General features: G+C 47.7%; 20 protein-coding genes. 11 read left to right on the top strand and 9 right to left on the bottom strand.

The genetic code is table 11. The annotated features are described in order from the left end of the window. Positions 1-15 precede the first annotated feature (15 nt). The gene (locus JHJ32_RS16610) at positions 16-528 is read right to left on the bottom strand and encodes a hypothetical protein (RefSeq protein ID WP_079718236.1); all 513 of its coding nucleotides are present in this window, start codon (positions 526-528) and stop codon (positions 16-18) included. Positions 529-599: 71 nt separating this feature from the next. Here JHJ32_RS16610 and JHJ32_RS16605 point away from each other — a divergent pair, with 71 nt between their 5' ends. The 7 genes from JHJ32_RS16605 to JHJ32_RS16575 all read left to right on the top strand — a co-directional run bounded on the left by JHJ32_RS16605 (position 600) and on the right by JHJ32_RS16575 (position 10701). After that, on the top strand, positions 600-2174 hold the full coding sequence (locus tag JHJ32_RS16605; RefSeq protein ID WP_233632713.1) for a gluconokinase: 1575 nt from the start codon (positions 600-602) through the stop codon (positions 2172-2174). A gap of 13 nt (positions 2175-2187) precedes the next feature. Continuing rightward, on the top strand, positions 2188-3507 hold the full coding sequence (locus JHJ32_RS16600) for a gluconate:H+ symporter (protein ID WP_233632712.1): 1320 nt from the start codon (positions 2188-2190) through the stop codon (positions 3505-3507). 151 nt (positions 3508-3658) lie between these two features. Continuing rightward, positions 3659-4723: an efflux RND transporter periplasmic adaptor subunit gene (locus JHJ32_RS16595; protein ID WP_200121702.1), complete on the top strand. Its 1065-nt coding sequence runs from the start codon at positions 3659-3661 to the stop codon at positions 4721-4723. 11 nt (positions 4724-4734) lie between these two features. Continuing rightward, a complete protein-coding gene (locus JHJ32_RS16590; protein ID WP_200121701.1) occupies positions 4735-7845 on the top strand; it encodes an efflux RND transporter permease subunit in 3111 nt (1036 codons plus the stop codon). 2 nt (positions 7846-7847) lie between these two features. Beyond that, positions 7848-9149 (top strand): TolC family protein, encoded by a 1302-nt coding sequence (locus JHJ32_RS16585; protein WP_200121700.1) that lies wholly within the window; start codon positions 7848-7850, stop codon positions 9147-9149. 108 nt (positions 9150-9257) lie between these two features. Next, positions 9258-10124, top strand: a complete 867-nt coding sequence (locus JHJ32_RS16580) for an N-acetylglucosamine kinase (RefSeq protein ID WP_200121699.1) — start codon at positions 9258-9260, stop codon at positions 10122-10124. A gap of 61 nt (positions 10125-10185) precedes the next feature. Continuing rightward, positions 10186-10701, top strand: coding sequence for a glutathione peroxidase (locus JHJ32_RS16575; protein WP_200121698.1), 516 nt, complete (start codon positions 10186-10188; stop codon positions 10699-10701). A 32-nt stretch (positions 10702-10733) separates the two neighbouring features. On the opposite strand, the gene JHJ32_RS16570 is transcribed toward JHJ32_RS16575, so the two are convergent. Further along, entirely contained in the window at positions 10734-11309 is a 576-nt protein-coding gene (locus JHJ32_RS16570) for a thymidine kinase (RefSeq protein WP_200121737.1), read from the bottom strand. Positions 11310-11585: 276 nt separating this feature from the next. Here JHJ32_RS16570 and JHJ32_RS16565 point away from each other — a divergent pair, with 276 nt between their 5' ends. After that, a complete protein-coding gene (locus JHJ32_RS16565; protein ID WP_200121697.1) occupies positions 11586-12698 on the top strand; it encodes a hypothetical protein in 1113 nt (370 codons plus the stop codon). 27 nt (positions 12699-12725) lie between these two features. Here the strand turns inward: JHJ32_RS16565 and JHJ32_RS16560 are convergent, their stop codons facing one another. From JHJ32_RS16560 to JHJ32_RS16550, 3 genes are read right to left on the bottom strand one after another with little or no spacing between them, the layout of a single operon-like run. After that, positions 12726-13895 (bottom strand): hypothetical protein, encoded by a 1170-nt coding sequence (locus JHJ32_RS16560; protein ID WP_200121696.1) that lies wholly within the window; start codon positions 13893-13895, stop codon positions 12726-12728. Then, a complete protein-coding gene (locus tag JHJ32_RS16555; protein ID WP_200121695.1) occupies positions 13882-14442 on the bottom strand; it encodes an anti-sigma factor in 561 nt (186 codons plus the stop codon). The genes JHJ32_RS16560 and JHJ32_RS16555 overlap by 14 nt, the downstream gene beginning before the upstream one ends. Before the next feature lie 22 nt (positions 14443-14464). After that, complete coding sequence (locus JHJ32_RS16550) at positions 14465-15001, bottom strand: RNA polymerase sigma factor (protein ID WP_079718226.1); 537 nt, start codon at positions 14999-15001, stop codon at positions 14465-14467. Positions 15002-15207: 206 nt separating this feature from the next. Here JHJ32_RS16550 and JHJ32_RS16545 point away from each other — a divergent pair, with 206 nt between their 5' ends. After that, the gene (locus JHJ32_RS16545) at positions 15208-16395 is read left to right on the top strand and encodes a class I SAM-dependent rRNA methyltransferase (protein ID WP_200121694.1); all 1188 of its coding nucleotides are present in this window, start codon (positions 15208-15210) and stop codon (positions 16393-16395) included. Positions 16396-16397: 2 nt separating this feature from the next. On the opposite strand, the gene JHJ32_RS16540 is transcribed toward JHJ32_RS16545, so the two are convergent. Together JHJ32_RS16540 and JHJ32_RS16535 are read right to left on the bottom strand one after the other, a co-directional pair. Next, positions 16398-17015, bottom strand: coding sequence for a hypothetical protein (locus JHJ32_RS16540; protein WP_200121693.1), 618 nt, complete (start codon positions 17013-17015; stop codon positions 16398-16400). A gap of 62 nt (positions 17016-17077) precedes the next feature. Continuing rightward, positions 17078-17764 carry a hypothetical protein gene (locus JHJ32_RS16535; RefSeq protein ID WP_200121692.1) on the bottom strand — a complete coding sequence of 229 codons (687 nt, stop codon included), beginning with the start codon at positions 17762-17764 and terminating at the stop codon, positions 17078-17080. 267 nt (positions 17765-18031) lie between these two features. Here JHJ32_RS16535 and JHJ32_RS16530 point away from each other — a divergent pair, with 267 nt between their 5' ends. Further along, a complete protein-coding gene (locus JHJ32_RS16530) occupies positions 18032-19774 on the top strand; it encodes a histidine kinase (protein WP_176146258.1) in 1743 nt (580 codons plus the stop codon). Positions 19775-19778: 4 nt separating this feature from the next. After that, a complete protein-coding gene (locus tag JHJ32_RS16525) occupies positions 19779-20528 on the top strand; it encodes a LytTR family DNA-binding domain-containing protein (protein WP_139378765.1) in 750 nt (249 codons plus the stop codon). A 10-nt stretch (positions 20529-20538) separates the two neighbouring features. Here JHJ32_RS16525 and JHJ32_RS16520 read toward each other — a convergent pair whose 3' ends face one another. Together JHJ32_RS16520 and JHJ32_RS16515 are read right to left on the bottom strand one after the other, a co-directional pair. Continuing rightward, entirely contained in the window at positions 20539-21729 is a 1191-nt protein-coding gene (locus JHJ32_RS16520; RefSeq protein ID WP_200121691.1) for an aspartate aminotransferase family protein, read from the bottom strand. 14 nt (positions 21730-21743) lie between these two features. Further along, the gene (locus JHJ32_RS16515) at positions 21744-22217 is read right to left on the bottom strand and encodes a hypothetical protein (RefSeq protein WP_200121690.1); all 474 of its coding nucleotides are present in this window, start codon (positions 22215-22217) and stop codon (positions 21744-21746) included. Between the last annotated feature and the right edge of the window lies 1 nt (position 22218).

Raw genomic sequence — 22218 nt, 5'->3', positions numbered from 1 at the left:
AGGGCTACTCGCATTTCAAACCCAATCTTTGATGCCGTGCACGATGGTCTCGACGATGTTTTCCAGATCTAACCCTTTGCTATAATTGAAGATAAACAACCCCACCAGTATGATGACGGCTAAGACTATCATCCGCTTGAATAGGTAAGCGGCGAGGAGGATCACCGCCGGAACGAGAATCAGGAAATACCAGCTGATGGCAATGGGATTGAGTCCATTGTCGTTTTTTACCACATAGTACAACCGGCCATGCGAACCTTGTTGATTACGGTGCTTGATGAATACAAATGCCGATGACTCAATGGCGTTGGGTGTTATGGCTACCCCTTCACGGAATTCCAATTCTTGCTTAAAACCGTTGACAACAAATTGATAAGTGCCTGAAACCGAAGTTAACGGATTTTCGTCAGCATCCGTGGCGATGACTGCCAATTTGCCGTTTTTAATAAGGTTTTCTTTAATAATAAAATGGTTAATGATATTTTCTTGTTGCGCATGCAGCAACGTCGAAACGCATAGGATAACCATGGAACAAAGAACCTTTCGCATGCTCACTGTTGATGTTGATGGTGCAATGTTAAGGAAAAAACGGAAAAGTTATGTATTTTTCTATATTTGTGGACACGATTGTGTTTTACTTCATTTTCCAATTATATAGCGTAACGACACTAATGGATTATATTATCGGCGTAGATATCGGTACTTCCGGCACCAAAGCGGTTGCTTTCGGCATCGGTGGTGAAGTGGTTGCGGAATATCGCATAGGCTATGGTATTTTAAATCCGCAACCTGGCTATTTCGAACAGGAACCCGATACGCTGTATATGGCGGTCATCCAGTCCATCGCTGGGGTGGGGCAGGCGGTAGCGCACACTGCTCCCGGCAACCGTGTACTGGGCGTGGGTTTTAGCAGCGCTATGCACGGCCTGATCGCGGTGAACGAACAAAACGCGCCGTTGACCAACTGCATCATCTGGGCTGACACGCGAAGCGAGATGTTTGCGACCCAGCTCAAGGCGACGGCCGCGGGACTCGATATTTATTTGAAAACCGGGACACCGATCCATCCCATGTCGCCATTGTGTAAACTGGGCTGGATGCGTGAACACCTCCCCGCCACGTTTAGCCATGCGCATAAATTTATCTCCATCAAAGAGTATGTATTCTTCAAGCTCTTCGGCCGCTACGTTGTGGATGAATCCATCGCTTCGGCTACAGGGCTATTCGATAGCACCGCCTTTGATTGGTATGCACCGGCTTTGGCGCTGGTAGGCATCTCCAAGGCGCAATTGTCGACGCTTGTGCCGGTTACCCATACGCTGACAGGCCTGGATAAGCAGGCGGCGAAGGTGATGGGCATCCCGGAGGACACGCCCTTTGTTGTTGGCGGAAGCGACGGTTGTCTGGCCAATCTTGGGGCGCATGCCATTGCGCCCGGAGACGCGGCGGTGACCATTGGTACAAGCGGTGCAATTCGGATGGCGTCCAGCTTGCCCAAAACCGATAGCCAGGCACGTACATTCAGCTATGTGCTGACCAAAGACTTATTTGTACTGGGTGGGGCGGTCAATAACGGCGGGGTGGTGTTGAGCTGGTATAACGATAATTTCGGTGTCGCTGGGACGACCATTGAGGACGCGTATCAGCAGCTGGCTGAAGAGGCGGCCTCCGTTCCAGCAGGAGCCGAAGGGCTGATCTTTTTGCCTTATCTTGCTGGCGAGCGGGCACCGCATTGGGATGCTAACGCGAAAGGACTGTTTTTTGGGGTACAAATGCACCACCGTAAGGCTCATTTTACGCGGGCTGTATTTGAAGGAATTGTATACGGGATGTACAGCGTGGGGAAGGTGTTGGAAGAAATCAGCGGCCCTGTTCATGTCATCCATGCCAACGGTGGTTTTGCACGCTCCCCCATGTGGGTACAGCTATTGGCCGACGTATTTAATAAGCAGGTGCTGGTTAAGGAAAGCGTGGAGAGTGCAGCCAAGGGAGCGTTTATGGTCGCCCTAAAAGCGTTGAATAGGATTACTGATTTTCGGGATGTGTTGGAAGATACTGTCACTGCGCGTTATCTGCCCGATCTCGACAACCATCAACGCTATCAGGAAAATTTCAGACTGTTCGAACGACTATATGGCAGAGTCAAAGACGAATTTTATCACTCACCTAATTAAACCAATTTAGACGATGGTGCCTATTCTTATTGTTGTATGTGGTGTATTGTTGCTGTTGTTGCTTGTTGTGGTGTTCAAGCTAAGCGCTTTTTTTTCCTTGATTATCACCTCATTAGTGGTAGGGGTGGCCTTGGGGATGCCTATTTCGGATGTGATTGGTTCAATAGAGCAAGGAATGGGAAGCACACTGGGGTCGTTGGCCTTGATATTGGGTTTTGGGGTTATGCTGGGCAAATTGATAGCCGATGGTGGTGGGGTACACCGGATTTCAACCGTCTTGATTAATGCTTTTGGGATAAAGAATGTGCAGTGGGCCGTCGTATTGATCGGATTTGCGGTGGGCATCCCCATGTTTTATAACGTGGGGTTTGTGATTCTGGTACCGTTTGTTTTTGCGATTGCAGCCCAGACCAAGCTGCCGCTTATCTATGTGGGGCTGCCGATGCTGGCATCGCTGTCTGTGACGCATGGCTACTTGCCGCCGCATCCAGGACCAACGGCTATCGGTACACTATATCATGCCGATATGGGGCTTACGCTTATTTATGGGATCGTGGTAGCCATACCAGCGGTGATAGTAGGAGGAGTGCTTTTTTCTTGGACATTGAAAGGTATCTACCCTAATCCTCCCGCCCAATTTATGCAAGCGGATATGCCATCCGATGAAGTGGTTCCGGGATTTTGGATTAGTCTGTTGACTGGGTTATTGCCAGTATTGCTAATCGCGATTGCTTCGGGCTTTACTTTTGTACTTCCCGCCGATTCTGCCGCGCTGCGCGTAATGTCATTCATCGGTAACCCCATTATTGCACTGCTAATTTCGGTATTTGTTGCCGTTTTTACCATGGGTATCGCCCGCGGAAAAACCATGCAGGCTGTTATGATAAGCTTGGAAGAGGCGGTGAGCAGTATAGCGATGATTTTGTTTATCGTCGGTGCCGCCGGTTCGTTCAAGGAGGTGCTCGTAGATAGTGGAGTGGGCGATCACATCGCCGCCTGGGCAGGCCGTCTTTCTTTCTCCCCTTTGGTACTGGTGTGGGCTATTGCGGCAGTAATCCGGGTAGCCCTCGGCTCGGCAACAGTAGCAGGTCTGATGGCTGCCGGTATTGTATTGCCGCTTATTGAATCTACCCAAACAAGCCCCGAACTGATGGTTTTGGCAACGGGCGCTGGCTCGTTAATGTTCTCGCATGTCAACGACACCGGATTTTGGATGTTTAAAGAGTATTTTGGCCTCAGTATCCGTGACACCATTTTATCGTGGTCACTGATGGAAAGTATCGTGTCCGTCGTTGGGCTCCTCGGCGTGCTGCTGCTGGATATTTATATATAGCCCGTCGTGGTTAAATATACCTATTCCGTAAAAAATGTGATACAGCGATAAAATACCTAATGTTTGCCGTAGTTTTGACAAACGAAAAGCGCTATATTTAGATCTTTTTGAGGTGGAGGGCGTACCCGAAACCGACCTTTCAGATACTAAAATGAATAAGAAATACCTATATATTGCGATAGCTATCGTTGCTGTGGCCTTTGTGAGTTATCGGTTGACCCAAAGCAGTAAAACGAAAATCGCGCCACCTAATGCGGTACAGGGGGGGAGTCCGATGGAAGTCAATGGTATTGTAGTGGAACCCCGCGAGTTTGCTAACGTCATCACCCTGTCGGGTTCGATCGAGCCCAATGAGCAAGTGCAGATACGTAGTGAAGTATCCGGTATTGTCAGACAACTGGCATTCCGGGAAGGGACAATGGTGCAGAAGGGACAGCTGCTGTTGCGTATCGATGATTCTGAATTACAAGCACAGCTTATACAGGCACAAAGCCGCGAAAAACTGGCTGAAGATAATGAAAACCGTGCCCGCTTGTTGCTGGAAAAGGAAGCCATCAGCCAGCAGGAGTATGATGTGGCGCACGCGGACTATGAATCTGCTAAGGCTCAAACCGCGCTGATTCGGGCACAAATAGCAAAAACCACCGTTCATGCCCCTTTCGGCGGAAAGGTGGGGCTCCGCTCAATTTCGGAGGGCGAGTACCTCACCCCCACGACGATAGTAGCGAACTTGATGAGCATCAACCCGGTAAAGATTTTGTTTTCGGTTCCTGAAAAATACAGTAGTCAGGTGCAGGTAGGCCAAGCACTGAAATTTAGCGTCAGTGGTTCGGAGACGATGTATCATGCAGAGATTTATGCCATCGAGCCAGGTGTAGATGCTGCGACGCGGACTATTAGTATCCGGGCGTTAGCCGAAAATTCGAACGGGCAGCTTTTTCCGGGTTCTTTTGCTCGCGTTGAATTGCCATTAAGCCGTTTGGAAAATGCCATCTTGGTGCCTACCGAAGCTATTGTTCCTGTTCAAAATGGCAAACAGCTGTTCTTGTATAAAGACGGAACGGCTATGGCTACTCCCGTAGAGGCAGAAAATCGCACGCGAAGCGATGTGTTGATAAATAACGGGGTGGCAATAGGCGATACGGTAATCATATCGGGTTTGATGTCACTCAAAGACGGTATGCCCGTGCGTGTCAACCTTGTGGAAACAGATTAAATGAAACAGCGATGAGCTTGTCCACCATTAGTATCAAGAGGCCGGTTCTTACCATTGTAATGAACCTGATGCTCATTTTGTTCGGTGTAATCGGATATACCTTTCTTGGTGTGCGCGAATTTCCCTCGATAGACCCGCCGATCGTATCGGTGCGGACAAGCTATGCAGGGGCGAATCCCGACATCATTGAGTCCCAAATCACTGAACCTTTGGAGCGTGCCATCAACCAAATCGATGGAATACGGAATATTTCTTCATCGAGTAACCAAGGTTCCAGCAACATCAACATCGAGTTTGTGTTGAGTAAGGATTTGGAAGAAGCTGCAAACGATGTACGAGACAAAGTCTCGCAAGCCATGCGCAGCTTGCCCCAGGATATTGATGCACCGCCTGTGGTGTCCAAAGCGGATGCCGATTCGGAACCCATCGTGACGCTAACCATGCGGAGCGAGACTCGCAACCCATTGGATTTGAATGATATTGCTGACAATGTGGTTGCTCAGCGTTTGCAAACTATTCCAGGTGTGAGTGCGGTGCAAATATGGGGGCAAAAGCGGTACGCAATGCGCTTATGGATAGATCCGATGCGTTTATCTGCTTACGGGCTTACGCCGCTGGACGTACGTAATGCGCTCAACCGCCAGAATGTGGAGCTCCCCTCGGGAAAAATTACAGGTGAAAACACCGAACTGGCGATCAAGACGATTGGCAACCTAACGACAGAGGAGGATTTTAACAACCTCATCATTCGATCCGAAGGCGACCGGATTATCCGGTTCAGTGATATCGGACGAGCAGTATTGGCGGCTGAAAATTTGGAAACGGACATCCGCGAGTCGCTTACACCAATGGTAGCGCTTGCGGTTATACCGCAGCCGGGAACCAATTATATCGAGATTGCAGAGGCGTTCTATGAACGTCTCGAACAACTTCGCAATGAAGTGCCTGCAGATGTTGAGCTGGATGTCGCTATTGATAATACATTGTTCATCAAAAAGTCAGTGATGGAAGTTGCCGAAACTATCCTGATCGCACTGGTACTGGTGATATTGATTATTTATCTTTTTTTCAGAAACTGGAGCATAGCTTTCAGACCGCTTATTGATATTCCGGTATCGCTTATTGCGACCTTTTTCATTATGTATTTATGTGGGTTTTCCATCAACGTACTGACGCTATTGGCTATCGTGCTGGCGACCGGCTTAGTGGTAGACGATGGTATAGTAGTGACGGAGAATATCTATAAAAAGATAGAAGAAGGGATGTCGCCAATACAAGCGGCCATCAAAGGATCTAATGAAATTTTCTTTGCCGTTATCTCCATTTCCATTACACTTGCAGCGGTGTTTCTGCCAGTGATGTTCATGGAGGGCTTTGTAGGTCGCTTGTTCCGCGAATTCGGGGTCGTCATCGCATCGGCCGTATTGATTTCTGCATTCGTAGCGCTGACGCTGACGCCGATGCTCAACGCTTATCTGATGCGGAAGGGGGGGGCGAAACACTCAAAGTTCTACCACCTTACAGAACCTTATTTTGAAAAAATGACTAAGGGATATGCCAATTCCCTACGCCGTTTTATGCAAGTAAAGTGGGTGAGCTTCCCCATCTTGGCCGTATGTTTTGGCTTAATTGCGTGGTTTTGGACGAACTTAAGGAAGGAGACAGCGCCGTATGAAGACAGGAGCTTTATCAGTGCCAGTGTGACAGCCCCCGAAGGCAGTTCATTTGAGTATATGGATAGATTTATGCTGAAATTGGCCCAGCTCGTCAATGATTCTGTCCCCGAAAAAAGGGTGAATATCGTGAACACTTCGCCGGGGTTCGGGGGAAGCGGAGCAACCAACAATGGCCGGATGCGTATCGGGCTGGTCGCTCCGGACGAGCGGGAACGCTCGCAGGAGGAAATCGTGGATGCATTGACGCGGCAGACGCGCCGGTTTACCGAAGCACGTACGTTTATCTCGCAACAGCCAACCATTTCGGTAAACCGAAGGGGAGGGATGCCCATACAGTATATCATTCAAGCAGTCAACTTCCAAAAACTGGAAGAAAAAGTGCCTGAGTTTATGAGCAAAGCAACGGCTGATCCGACATTCGTTAACGTAGATGTAAACCTGAAATTTAACAGGCCGGAGCTTAATATCAGCATAGACCGTGAGAAGGCACAAAGCCTGGGGGTATCGGTATTGGATGTAGCCCAGACATTACAATTGTCACTGAGCGGTCAGCGGTTTGCCTATTTCTTGATGAATGGAAAGCAATACCAAGTGATTGGACAGTTTATGGATCAAGATCGGAGCTCACCGCTGGACTTGGCAGCCGTATCGGTGCGGAGTACAAACGGTGGCTTGGTCCAGTTGGATAACGTGGTGACCATGGAAGAACGCAGCAGTCCACCGCAATTGTACCACAACAATCGGTTTATGTCTGCTACGGTTTCAGCGTCACTGGCACGGGGCAAGACCATCGAAGATGGTATCAACGCTATGGACAGGATTGCAAGCGAAGTGTTAGACGAGAGTTTTTCCACCGATCTGGGCGGTGAATCGCGCGATTTCCGTGAAAGTAGTTCCAACACATTATTTGCTTTCGGCCTGGCATTGTTGTTGGTCTACCTGATCCTGGCCGCACAGTTCGAAAGCTTTTTGGATCCGTTTATCATCATCCTCACAGTGCCTATGGCGGTGGCAGGTGCGATGCTGTCCCTTTGGATCACGGGTGAATCGTGGAATATTTTCAGCCAGATCGGTACGGTAATGCTCATTGGGTTGGTTACAAAAAACGGTATTCTCATCGTAGAGTTTGCCAATCAACTTAAGGAAAAAGGGTTGCCTGTACGGGAAGCGATTATTGAGGCTGCTGAAGCACGGCTACGCCCGATTTTAATGACCAGTTTGACTATTGCATTGGGCGCTTTGCCGATTGCCGTAGCATTTGGAGCTGCGGCGACTAGCCGTATTGGTATGGGAGTCGTCATCGTGGGGGGGACCCTATTTTCTCTGATACTTACCTTGTATGTCATTCCTGCTGTTTATGCCCTTTGGTCAAGAGCGTACAAAGTTAACCATGAATTGGAAGAAGCTAAACGTATAGAAGAAGAGGTGATGGCCGGCGTGCATTAATTATGAAAAAACTTATTTATATTATATTTTTTGTCATTCCTTATTTCGGAGTCGCTCAACCAGAACTTACCTTAGAAGAGGCTATCGCGCTTGCGTTGGAAAATAACTATGATATTCGCTTAGTAGCCAAGGACTTGGCGATAGCGGCAAACAACGTGCATGTTGGGAATGCCGGTATGCTGCCAACGGTCAGCGGCGATGTGTCGGCGGCTGCGTCTATCCAAAATACTACACAAACCTTGTTGAGTGGAGAGACGCGTGCATTGCGCGGCGCCCGAAGCCGATCTGCGGCTTACGGGGCCAGTCTTGATTGGACGATATTTGATGGCCTGCAAATGTTTACGCGCTATGAACAACTTAAAGCGTTGAAAGCGCTTGGCGATGCCAACCTGAAAGCGGCTATTTTGACTACTGTATTCGAGGTAATGAGTAGCTATTTTGATCTGGTGCAGCAACAACAACTTATCAATGCCACCCGGACGGCACTGGAGCTGTCTGCCTTTCGCTATCAAACAGCCGAAAATCAATATCAAATTGGCCGCGCATCCAAACTGGAGGTACTAGCGGCGAGTGTGGATATGAACACCGACACCACCAACTTGTTGCGCCAGCGCGATCAGTATCGGAGTACGCAGATCCGGCTCAACGAATTGTTGGCGCGTGACGTGAATACGGATTTTAGCGTGGCCGATACGATTATCATCGCAAACGATCTGAACTACGAAGCACTTTCCCGATGGGCGAAGCAATTGAACCCAACTTTGCAATCGGCTATTGTCAATCACCGGATAAGCCAGCTGGAGCTCAAACGTATAAAAGGTGAACGTTACCCTGTAATTAGTGTTTCATCGGCTTATACGCGCTCGCAATCCCGGGCCGCCCTTGGGTTTTCTACCGAATCGAAAAACAATGGGTTTAATTACGGCATTGCCGCCTCCGTGAACATCTTTAATGGACTTATGCAGCGGCGCAACGAACAGAATGCGGAATTTGCCATGGAAGCGGCAGAAATCGAGGTTGATCGGGTTGGTAAGAATATTGAGGCCCAGTTGCTTGCGGCCTACCAGACCTACTTGATGAACCTGGAGTTGGTCAGGCTTGAGGAGCGGAATAAGCTTATTGCGAAAGAGAACATGGATATCACGCTTGAAAAATTTAAGCTTGGCAGTATCGCTCCGCTGGAATTTCGCGAGGCCCAGCGCAACTTCGTGGATGCCAGTGCCCGATATAGCACGGCCCAATATCAAGCCAAACTGGCCGAAATAACATTAAATCAGATAGCAGGTACGCTAAAAACAGAGTAAGTACGCGATAAGTAAGTATGAAGTCGGCGGGAGATTGACTTGCAAATAAAAGCAAATTTATCTAAGTTTGATATTCTGAAGCAGCTAACGTGTAAACTTGTGTATTGAATGATATTAGTAGCAGATAGCGGTTCCTCTCAATCGGATTGGATGTTGGCTCTCCCTGACGGCCAACGATTGGCATTTACAACCAAAGGATTGAACCCCTTTTTTGTGAATGAAAAGGACATTGCCAAAATTATACAGAACGTACCTGAGATTTTACCTTATGCAGACCGCGTGAGCGAGGTGTATTTTTTTGGGTCAGGGTGCACGAGCCCCGATAGGCGCGAAATGGTTTCAAACGCCTTGTCTCAACTTTTTAGCCATGCATTTATTTCCGTGGAAACGGATCTGCTTGGCGCCGCTTACGCGGCATGCGGCGACCGGAAGGGATACATTGCTACCTTGGGCACTGGGTCGGATGTTAGCTTCTTCGATGGCCAGGATGTGCTTCCCACCCGGCAGGGGATTGGTTATGTGTTGGGTGATGAAGGGTCGGGCGTGTGGTTTGGAAAACAACTTGTAACCAAGTATCTGTACGGTACAATGCCTGCTGATCTCTCCGAGATGTTCTGTGCGAAGTACCGAATTAATAAGGAAATCGTCATCAAGAACGTGTATCAGCGGGCGTCCCCCAATGCTTATTTGGCTTCTTTCGCGATTTTTATGGGAGAGAATATTCATCATCCCTTTATCGACGAATTGTTGAAGAATGGTTTTAGGGAGTTTATCGCGACGAACATCAAGCTTTTTCCCGACTATCGGGATTACGTGTGTCACTTCGTGGGATCGATTGCCTTCCATTTTATAGAACAGCTGCGAGAAGTATGTGACCAGTACGAGGTCAAGGTAGGTAAGACGCTGCGCCGTCCTATTGCGGAGTTGTTTGATTATATCATTCAGCGTGAGAAAAATTACGAGATACAGTTGTAATCCGTAGGGAGAAGACGGGCGATGGTTAATGGTTAGCTGTTAGAAAAAAAAGAAAATAGAAATGAAATCGATGGTATTATTAGTCATTTCCATGATGCTGGGTTCATCATTGGATAACGTGCATCAATTTACCTTTACATCCATTGACGGTAAACAAATCAACCTATCCCAATTTAAGGGCAAAAAACTTTTACTCGTAAATACCGCTTCCGAATGTGGATTTACCAAGCAGTATGCAGGTTTGCAGGAGCTGGCAGACAAATACGGTGATAAAGTGGTTGTGATAGGCTTCCCAGCCAATAACTTCGGCGGGCAGGAACCGGGAAGCAATGAAGAAATAAAGGGCTTCTGCGAAAAGAATTTTGGTGTAACGTTCTTATTGGCCGAGAAAAGCAGTGTCAAAGGAGAAGACATATCGCCGTTATTTCGGTACTTAACCACGACTGATAATGCTGATTTCACCGGTGAGATCAAGTGGAATTTCGAAAAGTTCCTTGTCGATGAAGAGGGCAATCTTGTTCATCGCTTCCGATCGAAAGTAGAGCCGATGAGCGACGAGTTGATTAGCAAGTTATAAGCTAATACAGCACGCGATGTCCGAATGGCCCGTTACGCCGAAAAAAAGCATGCCCGGCATCTCGGTTCATAACTCTCTTTTTCACCCAACAGCAGTTTTTGTTGGTCTCCCGCTAAGCGGTACGAATAGTTTGCAGGAGCTCCGCAACGCACACAAACCGCATGGACCTTCGTGACATGTTCGGCAATGGCCAATAATGCCGGGATCGGCCCAAAAGGTCGCCCTTTGAAATCCATATCTAAACCCGCTACAATAACGCGTAGTCCGCGATTTGCCAGTTCATTGCACACGTCAGGCAGTCCGTCATCAAAGAATTGCGCTTCGTCGATGCCTACAACGCGTGTCGTATCACTTAATCGTAAAATCGCCGAGGAATGCCCAACGGGCGTAGAGGGAATATGGCTGCTGTCATGGGAGATGATATCCGTGTGATGATAACGCGTATCTACTGTCGGCTTGAAGATTTCCACATCCAGCCGGGCGAATTGTGCCCGGCGTATTCGCCGAATGAGTTCTTCAGTCTTGCCGGAAAACATCGAACCGCAAATCACTTCGATGCTTCCATATGAGGCATCACGCCGCACTAACCTATCTTCGGAGAATAGCATATCCGTATCGCATATTTCGTTTGGGCCTTTTCGTTGGCCACTCATATTATCTGCCGTTAAGCGCCGCTAATATCAGCATTTAATGCCGATAAACCGCTTTGGTATGGCGTTTTTGTAATTTGTATATTCGCGGCAATTTAGCTAAGTTTGACTAATCTTTCGTTAATGACTTGATCAGACTTGTTTTGACAGGTAGATATTCCGATCTTGTCAGCGGATAGCAGACAGAATTATTTATTGATAACGTACAGGTAAAGGCGTTTCTATCAGTATCGTATGGCGACAAAACAGCAAATTTTAGAGCGGATAGCGGCACTATTGGATGACATTAATGACCAATATCAACAATTGGCGGATGATACCATGCCAAAGCACTCCTTGAAGGGCGATCTTTTTGAATCGACGACGCATTATTTTGCCGGGCTTGCGGCGTTGTACAATAAAATGCTGAAAACGGATAAACGTGACGTGTCAGCTGTGTCAGCTGTTTCAGATGAAGAATCGTCTGATAGCCAAGACGGCGGAATGGAAAAAAACACCGAAACGGAAAAGGAAATTCATTTTACCCCCGCAATCGATACGGCGGAGGAGCAGGCGATACATGCTGCGCAATTTGAAGAAGTGCGGGAAAATCCCCGGGATTTTACGGCTAAATCCGAACCGGCACCAGCGCCTTCAAAGGAGGACATGGAGCATAACAAGGATGCCAGCGAGCCGATTTTTACGCCTGCTGTGGATACGGAAACCGAACAGTCCTTACATGCCCAACAAATTGAGAACGTCAGTGAAACAGCGGGCGACGTGTCGCCGCAGCTGATTGCTAAGACAGATGAAGAAGGAAGTGCTGACGTTGAATCATCGAATAGTACATCCGAACGAGCAGATAAGGTTCCCAATGGAGCGGACAAAGTGCAAGATGCTAATGAAGGAGCCGATGATGAGGAAATGGCTAACGAAGTGGTCAATGAAGTTACCATTGCGGAGAAAGCGGTGAGTGTAGACGCCTCCGATTTGCCCACGGCTTCCCCGACGGAGCCGGAAAAGGCAGTGCGTCCACTGACACTGAACGAACTCATTTCGGCACAACGGAAAGCGGGCACTACCGGAGCTGCCGGTTCGCTGCTGGCCGCCCGTCGGGGAGGAGATACCGAACGAGTTGCGGATATTAAGGCGGCTATTAGCCTTAATGACAAATTGTTGTTTATTAAGGATCTGTTCAACGGCTACAGCTTGGCTTATAGTGAAGCAATAGAGTTGCTTAACCGTTATGATGATTTTGCGTCGGCGGATGCTTTCCTGCAAACCAACTATGCCCAAAAAAATAACTGGGCCGATAAACAAGCTACTGTAGATAAGTTATACGCAGTACTGAAAAAGCGATTTGGATAATTTATCGCCTGCTTCCCTGCGTACTGCCTACTTTAGGCTTACTCCGCCATAGCGGGAGCTGATGTTTACCGAGTTGTTGACCGCTTTATTCCAGTAACCGGTGTAGCTTTTCGAGGTATTACGCTCAGATTTACTGCCGATACTAATGCGGTTGGGGTCATAGTCGAATCCGCCGTAGCTCACCGAAACGCTGAAATGGAACGCCGCTCCTGTGGCCGGTTTGATGTGTACATTGGAATAGGATGCCGCGACATTGGCTTTTTGAATAGCCGGACCGAGTCCCATTTCAAACCCGCTGCTGTAGCGCAGGCTGATATCGGCTTCTCGGTTGACCTTGCCAATGTAACCACCGCTTGAAGTACTCATCGCCAACGTGATTTTTTCGGCCTCAGATAGCTTAAAGCCGCCATATCGGACAGATACGTCGCCTTCATTAAGGTAAACTATCGCAGCACTGGAATAAGCAACTGCCAATGAGTTGTTAGGGCCTTGGAGACGACCGGCTTGAAGACTGCCATAGCTGACCGATATCGCCACGCGGCCATCCCGGTCGCCCAATTCGATCGGGCCATACCGATTGGCCAGCGCCAATTCATTCTCCCTCGGCAGATAAATCTCATAATCTACCTGTAGGGCACGGTTTGTAGCTCCGCTTGTCAACGAAGACCACCAACTGGAATCGTCAGCCAAGATGTTTGTCTTAAATGATACATTGTTTTCTGAAATGGATTCATCAATATGAACGCGATCGAGTGCTTCCTGTGCTCGTTTCTCTGAGTTTTCAGCAGTACGTATCCTTACCGTGACCTTGATTTCCCGGCGTGCCCAATTGTGGAGCCTGATCTTTCCATATCGGTTGGCAATGCTCACCTTTGTTTGACTGCGGATTGGATAGACTTTTTCGATGATTTTTTCTTTTTGAAAACCATAATGACTGGTCATATCGGGCTGGACTTCCGGTTGCGTCCAATCCAGGTTCTGCACACCCATTTTTACTGCATCACTGGCAATGGTATGGAAATCGATATCTCCAAGAGCTTTCAGCACTTCTTCGCCGATTTCAGCGGTCAGTTCGTCGATCGCCACAACGGATGACTTCAATGTTTCTTCATCGACGTACCGGCAGGACTGGCCGAATGCCGCCAGGTGAAGCAACAAGGGTATGATGAAGGTAACGAATGGTTTAAATCTGTTCATTTTTGGCTTGGTTTTTCGTACTGTTTATATAATTCAGTATTTCCATTTGCTGGCTAAGCACTTCTATTTGTGCCTGGAGGTTTCGTATCATGGCTTCAAGTGTCAGCTCTTTATTCGGACTTCTCGCAAACTCCTGTTTCAGCATCTGGTAATTGGCTTCCATCTGGTTAAGTACCTTCGAAAATTCGCCGTATAATGCGGGATTAGATGTGGCGATGTAGGCTATGGAGTCTTTTTTTTGCGTGACAAGCTGTGCGTACACCTGCTGTTCGGCGGCTAAGTGCGGATTGATCTTACTGTAATCATCATAGGCCTGTTTTTTTCCATAAAAGTATATGAAGATGCCAGCCGTACCGACTATAAATGTAATGGCTGCTACGCGTAATACCTGCATCACCCAGGATTTTTTAATCAGAAGCTTGCCGGGATGCGGTTGTTCTTGTTGATCCAGAGCGCTGGCGATCCGCTGCCAGAGATCCGCAGGTGGATTTGTGTCGTCAAACGCAGCCCTGTTTTCCGTAATGAATATTTTTAAATCCTTTTTCATGTCGTCTCCTGATATAACACCGTCAATTCACTAAGTAATCCAGTAGTTTACGCTTTCCCCTAAGGTATTGGCTTCTCGAAGTTGCTTCGCTGATACGCAAGATGTGTGCAATTTCTTCATGATCGTATCCTTCAAGCAAATATAACGTAAGAACCAGTCGATAGCCGTCGGGTAATTTATGAATGGCATTTTTAATCGCTTCCACTTTCCATTCAATATGGCTATCTTCCGTTTCCTCCTCAGCGATTTCGTCTTCTTCGTCGAGCGACTGCAACGGCAATCGCCGCTTGCGCAGGGAGGAGATGGATTTATTTATTACAATTTGTTTTATCCAAAGCCCAAATGTGCTTTCCTGACGGAAACTGTCCAAGCGGGTGAATGCGTCTATGAAGGCCTCTTGCAATACATCCGCAGCTTCCGCTTCATCCTGTACAATGCGTAAAGCCGTGTTGTACATGGATTTTGCGTACAAGTTGTACAATTTGAATTGGGATTGGCGATCGCCTCGTTTACAGGCCACTACCAATTCATAATGCTTATCATTGAATGAGGCTTCCAACTCGTTGCTTACTATGACTCAAAAATGGTATTTCCAATGCGCTCTGCTGCTATTCCCGACTTGCTTTTGACTAATAGACGCAGGCAAGGAGGCATGTGTTGCATCCCGTGCATAAAAAACTTGTTTTGGGAAAAAACGTACTTTCATCGGTCTATGGGTGTTTGCCCGCTTGTGTATAACTGGTAAGTTGCCTATGTTTGCAGCCGATGCACATTATTAAACTCAAAAAGGGTAAGGACAAGGCTGCCCGCCAAAGGCATCCATGGGTCTTTTCAGGCGCAATAGAAGATAGTAACGGCGACATCCTTGACGGCGATATCGTTCAGGTGACGGATTCGTCAGGTGAATTTGTCGCTTATGGCATATTCAACGGCCAATCGCGTGTGGCTATTCGACTGATGGATTGGGACGTCAGCCAGTCTCCGGATGAACAATGGTGGCGTGTACGGATACAACGGGCGATAACCGCACGGAAACGTTTGCTTGATGCCGCAGACACCGATACCTTGCGGCTTATATTCGCTGAAGCAGACTTTTTGCCTGGATTGATTGTCGATAAGTATGCGGATTTTCTGGTGTTGCAAATACACGCTTCAGGCACGGAGCGCATGAAGCCAATTATCGTTGGCGAGCTGAATCGCTTACTGGCTCCCAGCGGTATATACGAACGCAGCGATGCCAACGCCCGTATGCACGAAGGATTGCCGTTGGACAACGGGTTGCTTTTCGGTATTCATCCCCCAGAATGGGTCGAAGTGTCTGAGCATGGTATCCGTTATCGGGTGAATATCCAAGAAGGCCAGAAATCAGGATTTTACTGTGACCAGCGAGTCAACCGTTTATTGACTGCGAAATATGCAGCTGGAAAGCGGGTATTGGATTGTTTCTGTTATTCTGGCGGATTTTCGTTGAATGCGTTGGCACACGGGGCTAAGGAGGTTGTGAGTGTGGATAGCTCTGCCTTAGCTATCGAAACGCTGCAAGCGAACGTAGCGTTGAATGGTTGGACTGGAGAAAGACATTCGGGTATCCAAGCTGATGTAAACAAGCAACTCCGTGCATTTGCGGATAGTGATGAACGGTTCGATCTTATTGTTCTTGATCCGCCCAAATATGCGCCTTCGCGTTCGAGCCTCGATAAAGCGGCCCGGGCCTATAAGGATTTAAATAGGAGAGGGCTGCTGCTGTTAGAGTCGGGCGGTTTATTGGCTACATTTTCATGTTCAGGCGCGATGGATATAACGACCTTTAAGCAAGTGTTGGCCTGGGCAGCGATAGATGCAGGTAAGGAAATCCAGTTTATCCACCAGTTTTCTCAGCCTGAAGATCATCCGATACGAGCATCCTTCCCCGAAGGAGAGTACCTGAAAGGGGTGTTGTGCCGGGTGGTTTAGTTTTACGGTACTGCGCGGAAACTCGGTACGAAAAACTCACCATCCGTGATGTCGACCGTGCCTGTGACGACCACGATTCCGTTGCTCACATCGCGTGCTTCCAGCGCGCCGGAGAACGATCCCTTTACATTCGTGTCGGTTATTTCATCAAATGTTACGGTTGCATTACCAAATACGCTATACGGATTGTTATTCAGATTGGAAGCACTGTATAATACCCCATCGTTGTCGTAATATCCCATCATAAATAGCTGATAGACTAGCATGGTGGAGCCCGAAGAAACGTTGGAATAGGTGACCCCTGTATCGAATTTTTCAGGATGTTGCATGAAAATAACCAGGTTGTTGCGATAATTGTTTAATGCTCCGCCTTCGGCAAGTGTTCGCATGCCTGCAAGATTGCATACGTAGTAGCTCCCCAGATCGGCGTCATGCCCGGCCATGTTTACGTTTCCTATGAGATTATGTTCTATTCCCGTTCGATATGGGTAATCCACTTGCACACCGTTTACTTTGAAACGGAAATAATAATCAGCGCTGGGTACGGGAGTATCCTTTTTGGAGCAACTCACCGCAGTAGCGCATACGAATAATGCAACGATGATAATGGAAGATTTCATGGGTATTCTCTTTTTTAAGCGTAATGATTTATGATTCCGGTAACATAGATATGCTGTTCGGACTAGAAGGGCGACATATCCGGCTTCAAAAATGCCGTGGTAATTTTCCCCCACACGTAAAACGCCAAAAGGATAGCCAATGGCGAAATATACCAACTGATGGCATCCTTCGTGCCGCTGGCTTTAAGGGATTGCTGGAAGATGTTAACCATGAACAGGAAAATATATAGCGTGAATACCAGTAAGAGGCGGAGTTTTGAAAGTAAGCGACTCGGATCCATCATGTCAAATAGGTCGATATTACCCGAAAAAACGCGCACAAAAACAAAGGACACAAGTACCAAAACCAATCCGATGCCACATAATGCACCCACAAGCAATTCGTTTTTAAAGATGGGCTTTCCGCTGATTGATTTTATCCCAAAGGCGAGGGCCGAAATCACCAGTATGAATACGCCTGAAGAGATGGAGATTTTTAGCAGCACGCCGAGGGAAAGCATTTCTCTTATATACTTACCGGCCAGTAGATAAGGTACGACAAGATAGAGAGCCATCGTGCTCAATAACAGTAGGATTGAGTTGTTGTAGGCGCCTTTTTGTGGGTTTTTAAACAGTTCGAACGTACCGGAAATTGGGTTTAGAAATACGGTTTTTAGCAGCGAGGGCAATTGTTCCTTATAAAAGGATTTCAGGTTGTCTTTGTCCATCAGTTTGGGGTCGGGTACCGTGGTGTTGTCGTATGATTCCATGATTATCAAAAGTTTTTCTAAAAATACAGCTTGATACTTCATGGGCGAAGTGCTACTGATTTTCTGCCGCTTTTTATTGATTTCTTGTGCCAAGTGATTTATTAACCGTAAATTTCTAACTCAATAGGTGCTTGTGGAGGACAGCGAAGGGGTCAATTAATTTTTCTTGCATACAAATTAATTATTTTGCATTAAGTACAAAATTTACCTAAGTTTGATTCTATGAAAGGTCTCCTATCCCTCGTCGTAATATGTAGTATTGGTTCGATGGAAGGATACATTCAGCGGCCGTTGGATTCGCTTCATGCGGACCTTGCGCGCCGAGACGTAATAGACACCGCATTAGTAGACCTCCGCAACGATTACCTCAGGCAGCGCCTATTGGCCAACCCAACGGATACGATACTGCTGGCTTTTGCCAACGAAACATTAGAAATAGCGGGCGCTATCCGTTACGCAAGAGGTACGCTACTCGCTTATGAACGACTGGGCTTGGTGTATCAATATGCGCTGGGAGATCCGTACCGAGCATTGGAGTATTATCAACAGGCGATGCAGCTGGCCGAAAGTGAAGACGTATTGGCGTCCTATCAGGCAGGCATCATTGGAAACATTGGTAACATTTATTACGAACAGGAGGAGTACGGGAAAGCTTTGAATTATTTTCGTCGGGTATTGGCTTTTCAGAATGACATGGAACTTGCAGCCACTGCCAATATTGGTAATATCTATGGGAACCTTCAGCAAAATGATTCTGCTGCATATTATCTAAAGCGGGCCATCAGTTTAGCTCGAGAGACATCCAATTGGGTTTTTCTTGCCAATGGGTTGTGCAGTCTATCATTAGTGTATGTGCATTTGGGCGAAACGCATGCTGCTCAGGAAGCTATAGAAGAAAGTTTAGCGCTTATCGAACAGCATCAAATTGGTTTTGTCCGTACAACAGCTTACATCAATGCCGCTATGGTTTACTTGGCGGGGCATGATCTGGTGCATGCCGAGCGTTTCGCATCGGATGCGCTGAAGATGGACGGCGCTTTGAACAATGCCACTGTCCAAAAGGCTGCTTGGGCTACGTTGGCGGATGTATATGCCGCACAGCATCGCTATAAAGATGCGTTGGAAGCTTATAAGCGCTACGATGCTTTTCAGGACAGCCTCACCAGCCAAAACCGCCGCGTGGAAATCAACCGCAGGCAGCTACAGTATGATTTCGAGAAGCAGAAAGCTCTGGCGCAAGCAGAGATTCGACGGCAAACGACCATAAGAAATGCGAGTTTATTGGGTGGAGGCGTGTTGCTGGTGATTGGGATATTGGGTTTTATATTGTACAAACGCAGGCGTGACATTGTCGTCCAAAAACAAGATGCCGAATTTAAAGCGTTGGTGGCCGATACTGAATTAAAGGCATTGCGCGCCCAGCTAAATCCCCATTTTATTTTTAATTCGTTGAATTCTATCAGCGATTATATCGCCAAGAGCGATATTGAATCAGCTCAGGAATACCTTACCCAATTTGCTCAGTTGATGCGCCAAACGCTGGAAAATTCTGACCGGAAGGAGATTTCGTTGGCCGCTGACTTATTGTTCATGGAGCTTTACCTGAAAGTGGAAGCCAAGCGCTTATCGGATAAGTTTAGTTACCGTATTGACGTCGATGAGGCCATTGATATAGACAATACCTTAGTACCCCCCATGCTGTTACAACCCTTGATTGAAAACAGCATTTGGCATGGGATGGCCAGGAAGGAAGGGAAAGGGCACATTCACATCGCTTTTCGGAAGGCAGGAGAAACGCTGATATGTAGTGTAGACGATGATGGGGTAGGAAGGAGAACGGAAGATGTTGCCAAAGCTTCTAAGCGTTCATTTGGGCTCCGGCTTACCGAGGCGCGGTTGGCGATACTGAATAAGCAGAAAAACGTGCAAGGACGCCTGGATATCATAGACAAAACGGAAGGAGGGGGAGTCTTTACGGAAGTGCGACTGCCGCTGCAACTTGCTTTTTGAGACCATGATGGATGCTGTAATTATTGACGATGAGGAACATTGCGTAGCCAGTTTACGCCGTTTGCTGCTCCCTTACCAGGATAGTGTACGCCTTGTTGGTACCTTTGCGACCGTTGACGAGGCCGTAATGGGCATTGGCACTCGGCAGCCCGATATCGTTTTTATGGATGTGCAGCTTGGCGAAAGTGGAACAGCGTTTGACGTGTTGAACGCCTTAGGAGCTGTTGCCTTTAACTTGATATTCACTACAGCCTATGATCAATATGCGGTTCAGGCTTTCCGCTTTGCTGCTTTGGACTACTTGCTGAAACCCATTGCCGTAGGGGATTTTGCCAATGCAATGAACAGGGTCTTCCAGCGGAACGAACAGCAACAATTGTCAGTGCGCGTTGCGGCGTTATTGGATAATTTGTCCGGCGCTGATAAACCAAAAAAAATGGGATTGCCAACGGCCGATGGCTATGAGTTCGTAGACGTGTCGGAGGTAGTACATTGCCGGTCTGATGTCAATTATACGCACATCTTCACCGTATCAGGGCAGAAGTATACCGTTTCGAAAACATTGAAGCATTTTGAAGAATTACTTGGGGGATATCATTTTTTTCGCATACACCATTCACACTTGATCAATTTAGATTACGTAGTTAAATATGTCAGGGGGAAGGGGGGAGCTGTGGTGCTAGCAAATGGCGTGACACTTGAAGTATCGTCGCGCAGGAAGGATGAATTTTTAGCGCGTTTGAAGATGAAGTAGCCGCGGGCCGCTAACCATCCAGCTTTGAAAGTGCGTCGAGAATGACGTCGCAGGCCGTTCTAATTTCGTCTTCGCTGATGGTGAGCGGAGGTGCAATGCGTAGCGCGGTTTCGCAATGAAGGAACCAGTCGATAATGACGCCCTGTGCCGCACAGTAGTTGCTGATTTGTTCTACCTGAGCGAATGTGTTTAGCTGCAGACAGAGCATTAGCCCTTTACCCCGTATTTCATGAATAGCAGGATGTTGGAGATATTGGCGGAATAATTGGGCTTTGCGGTCAACATGTCCAATCAGACGTTCATCCAATATGACCTGAAGCGATGCTAACGCCGCAGCACAGCTTACTGGATGCCCGCCGAATGTGGTAATGTGTCCCAAAATAGGGTTGTCTTTAATGACGTCCATTACGGACCTGTTTGCCACAAACGCGCCGATTGGCATGCCACCCCCCATACCTTTGGCGAGCAGGATGATGTCCGGCTCGATACCATAATGCTCAAAGGCAAAAAGCTTTCCCGTACGGCCGAAGCCGGTTTGTATTTCATCAAAAATAAGAAGCGCGCCCACGTCATCACAACGTTTGCGTACCGCGCGCATATAGTCTGCATCGGGCACGCGTATACCCGCTTCGCCTTGTATGGCTTCCAAAATTACTGCAGCCGTGTCGGTAGTAATCTGATGGAGATCCGCAGGTGCGTTATAATGAATAAACTTGATTTCTGGCAAGAGGGGAGCATATGCCCTATGGTACTCGGTGTTACCCATGAGGCTTAAGGCACCTTGTGTACTGCCGTGGTATGCCTTGTGGGCGGCAAAGATTTCACGGCGTCGGGTAAACTTCTTCGCTATTTTCATGGCACCTTCTGTAGCCTCAGCTCCGGAGTTGGTAAAATACACGGTGTCGAACCGATCGGGAAGCACGGATAACAGTTTGGTGGCCAGTGCAACCTGGGGAGCCTGTACAAACTCGCCATATACGGTTACATGCAAGTATTTGTTGAGCTGATGGGTGATTGCTTCGAGTACTTTAGGATGCCGATGCCCGATATTGCTTACCGCAAAGCCAGACACCAAATCGATGTATTTCTCACCATTGGGCCCATATAGGTAAACCCCTTCTGCCCGTTCGATCTCAATAAGCCTTGGAGAGTGGGAGGTCTGCGCGGTATTCAATAAAAAAAGCTGCCGATTAGTAAGCATGCATCCGGTGGGGTTTACTCGTGTTCTTTATCGCGGCGCCGGTATTGCAACTCGCGGAGCAGGTAGTTGCGAAACTCTTCTTCAACCTCGAAAAATCGTGAAGCGCGGGCCTCCCCAACAACGCTGGCAAAACGTTTCCGGTAGATTTTTTTTAACTCTAGCTCCTTGGCATCAAATGCCAGGACATCGTGATTGCTGGGATTGAGGGTGTTGCCTGGCAATCGTTGGCTTTGTAGGTTCTGCTGCCCTTTCAAGCTTCCGCCCCGCCGCTCATGCTTCAGTGTAGATATTTCCTTGTAATACTGGTTATACACCGGGAAAAATTTTTGAGCTTCTTGGGGCGTAAGGTTGAGTTCTTTCGTAATGAAGGCTATTTTTTCCGCTTCAATTCGTTCAAATCGCTGTGCCCTGCTTTCCTGTGCTGTTAGGCTGGTAACGGAAAGCAACAGCGTAATTGCGATAAGATTCAATTGTTTTATTACGGTCATC

This window comes from Parapedobacter sp. ISTM3 (genome assembly GCF_016533505.1).
Taxonomy (GTDB): Bacteria; Bacteroidota; Bacteroidia; order Sphingobacteriales; family Sphingobacteriaceae; genus Parapedobacter; species Parapedobacter luteus.
Note: the sequence above shows the minus strand (reverse complement) of the source record. Positions and strands in the feature narration are given on the sequence as shown.

Excerpts from the sequence above, each read along its gene's own strand:
- JHJ32_RS16605 (WP_233632713.1), top strand. The coding sequence starts at position 600 with ATGTATTTTTCTATATTTGTGGACACGATTGTGTTTTACTTCATTTTC.
- JHJ32_RS16515 (WP_200121690.1), bottom strand. The coding sequence starts at position 22,217 with ATGACCGTAATAAAACAATTGAATCTTATCGCAATTACGCTGTTGCTT.
- JHJ32_RS16600 (WP_233632712.1), top strand. The coding sequence starts at position 2,188 with ATGGTGCCTATTCTTATTGTTGTATGTGGTGTATTGTTGCTGTTGTTG.
- JHJ32_RS16540 (WP_200121693.1), bottom strand. The coding sequence starts at position 17,015 with ATGAAATCTTCCATTATCATCGTTGCATTATTCGTATGCGCTACTGCG.
- JHJ32_RS16545 (WP_200121694.1), top strand. The coding sequence starts at position 15,208 with ATGCACATTATTAAACTCAAAAAGGGTAAGGACAAGGCTGCCCGCCAA.
- JHJ32_RS16590 (WP_200121701.1), top strand. The coding sequence starts at position 4,735 with ATGAGCTTGTCCACCATTAGTATCAAGAGGCCGGTTCTTACCATTGTA.
- JHJ32_RS16525 (WP_139378765.1), top strand. The coding sequence starts at position 19,779 with ATGATGGATGCTGTAATTATTGACGATGAGGAACATTGCGTAGCCAGT.
- JHJ32_RS16580 (WP_200121699.1), top strand. The coding sequence starts at position 9,258 with ATGATATTAGTAGCAGATAGCGGTTCCTCTCAATCGGATTGGATGTTG.
- JHJ32_RS16610 (WP_079718236.1), bottom strand. The coding sequence starts at position 528 with ATGGTTATCCTATGCGTTTCGACGTTGCTGCATGCGCAACAAGAAAAT.
- JHJ32_RS16595 (WP_200121702.1), top strand. The coding sequence starts at position 3,659 with ATGAATAAGAAATACCTATATATTGCGATAGCTATCGTTGCTGTGGCC.
- JHJ32_RS16535 (WP_200121692.1), bottom strand. The coding sequence starts at position 17,764 with ATGGAATCATACGACAACACCACGGTACCCGACCCCAAACTGATGGAC.
- JHJ32_RS16555 (WP_200121695.1), bottom strand. The coding sequence starts at position 14,442 with ATGAAAAAGGATTTAAAAATATTCATTACGGAAAACAGGGCTGCGTTT.
- JHJ32_RS16520 (WP_200121691.1), bottom strand. The coding sequence starts at position 21,729 with ATGCTTACTAATCGGCAGCTTTTTTTATTGAATACCGCGCAGACCTCC.
- JHJ32_RS16565 (WP_200121697.1), top strand. The coding sequence starts at position 11,586 with ATGGCGACAAAACAGCAAATTTTAGAGCGGATAGCGGCACTATTGGAT.
- JHJ32_RS16575 (WP_200121698.1), top strand. The coding sequence starts at position 10,186 with ATGAAATCGATGGTATTATTAGTCATTTCCATGATGCTGGGTTCATCA.
- JHJ32_RS16570 (WP_200121737.1), bottom strand. The coding sequence starts at position 11,309 with ATGCTATTCTCCGAAGATAGGTTAGTGCGGCGTGATGCCTCATATGGA.
- JHJ32_RS16560 (WP_200121696.1), bottom strand. The coding sequence starts at position 13,895 with ATGAACAGATTTAAACCATTCGTTACCTTCATCATACCCTTGTTGCTT.
- JHJ32_RS16530 (WP_176146258.1), top strand. The coding sequence starts at position 18,032 with ATGGAAGGATACATTCAGCGGCCGTTGGATTCGCTTCATGCGGACCTT.
- JHJ32_RS16585 (WP_200121700.1), top strand. The coding sequence starts at position 7,848 with ATGAAAAAACTTATTTATATTATATTTTTTGTCATTCCTTATTTCGGA.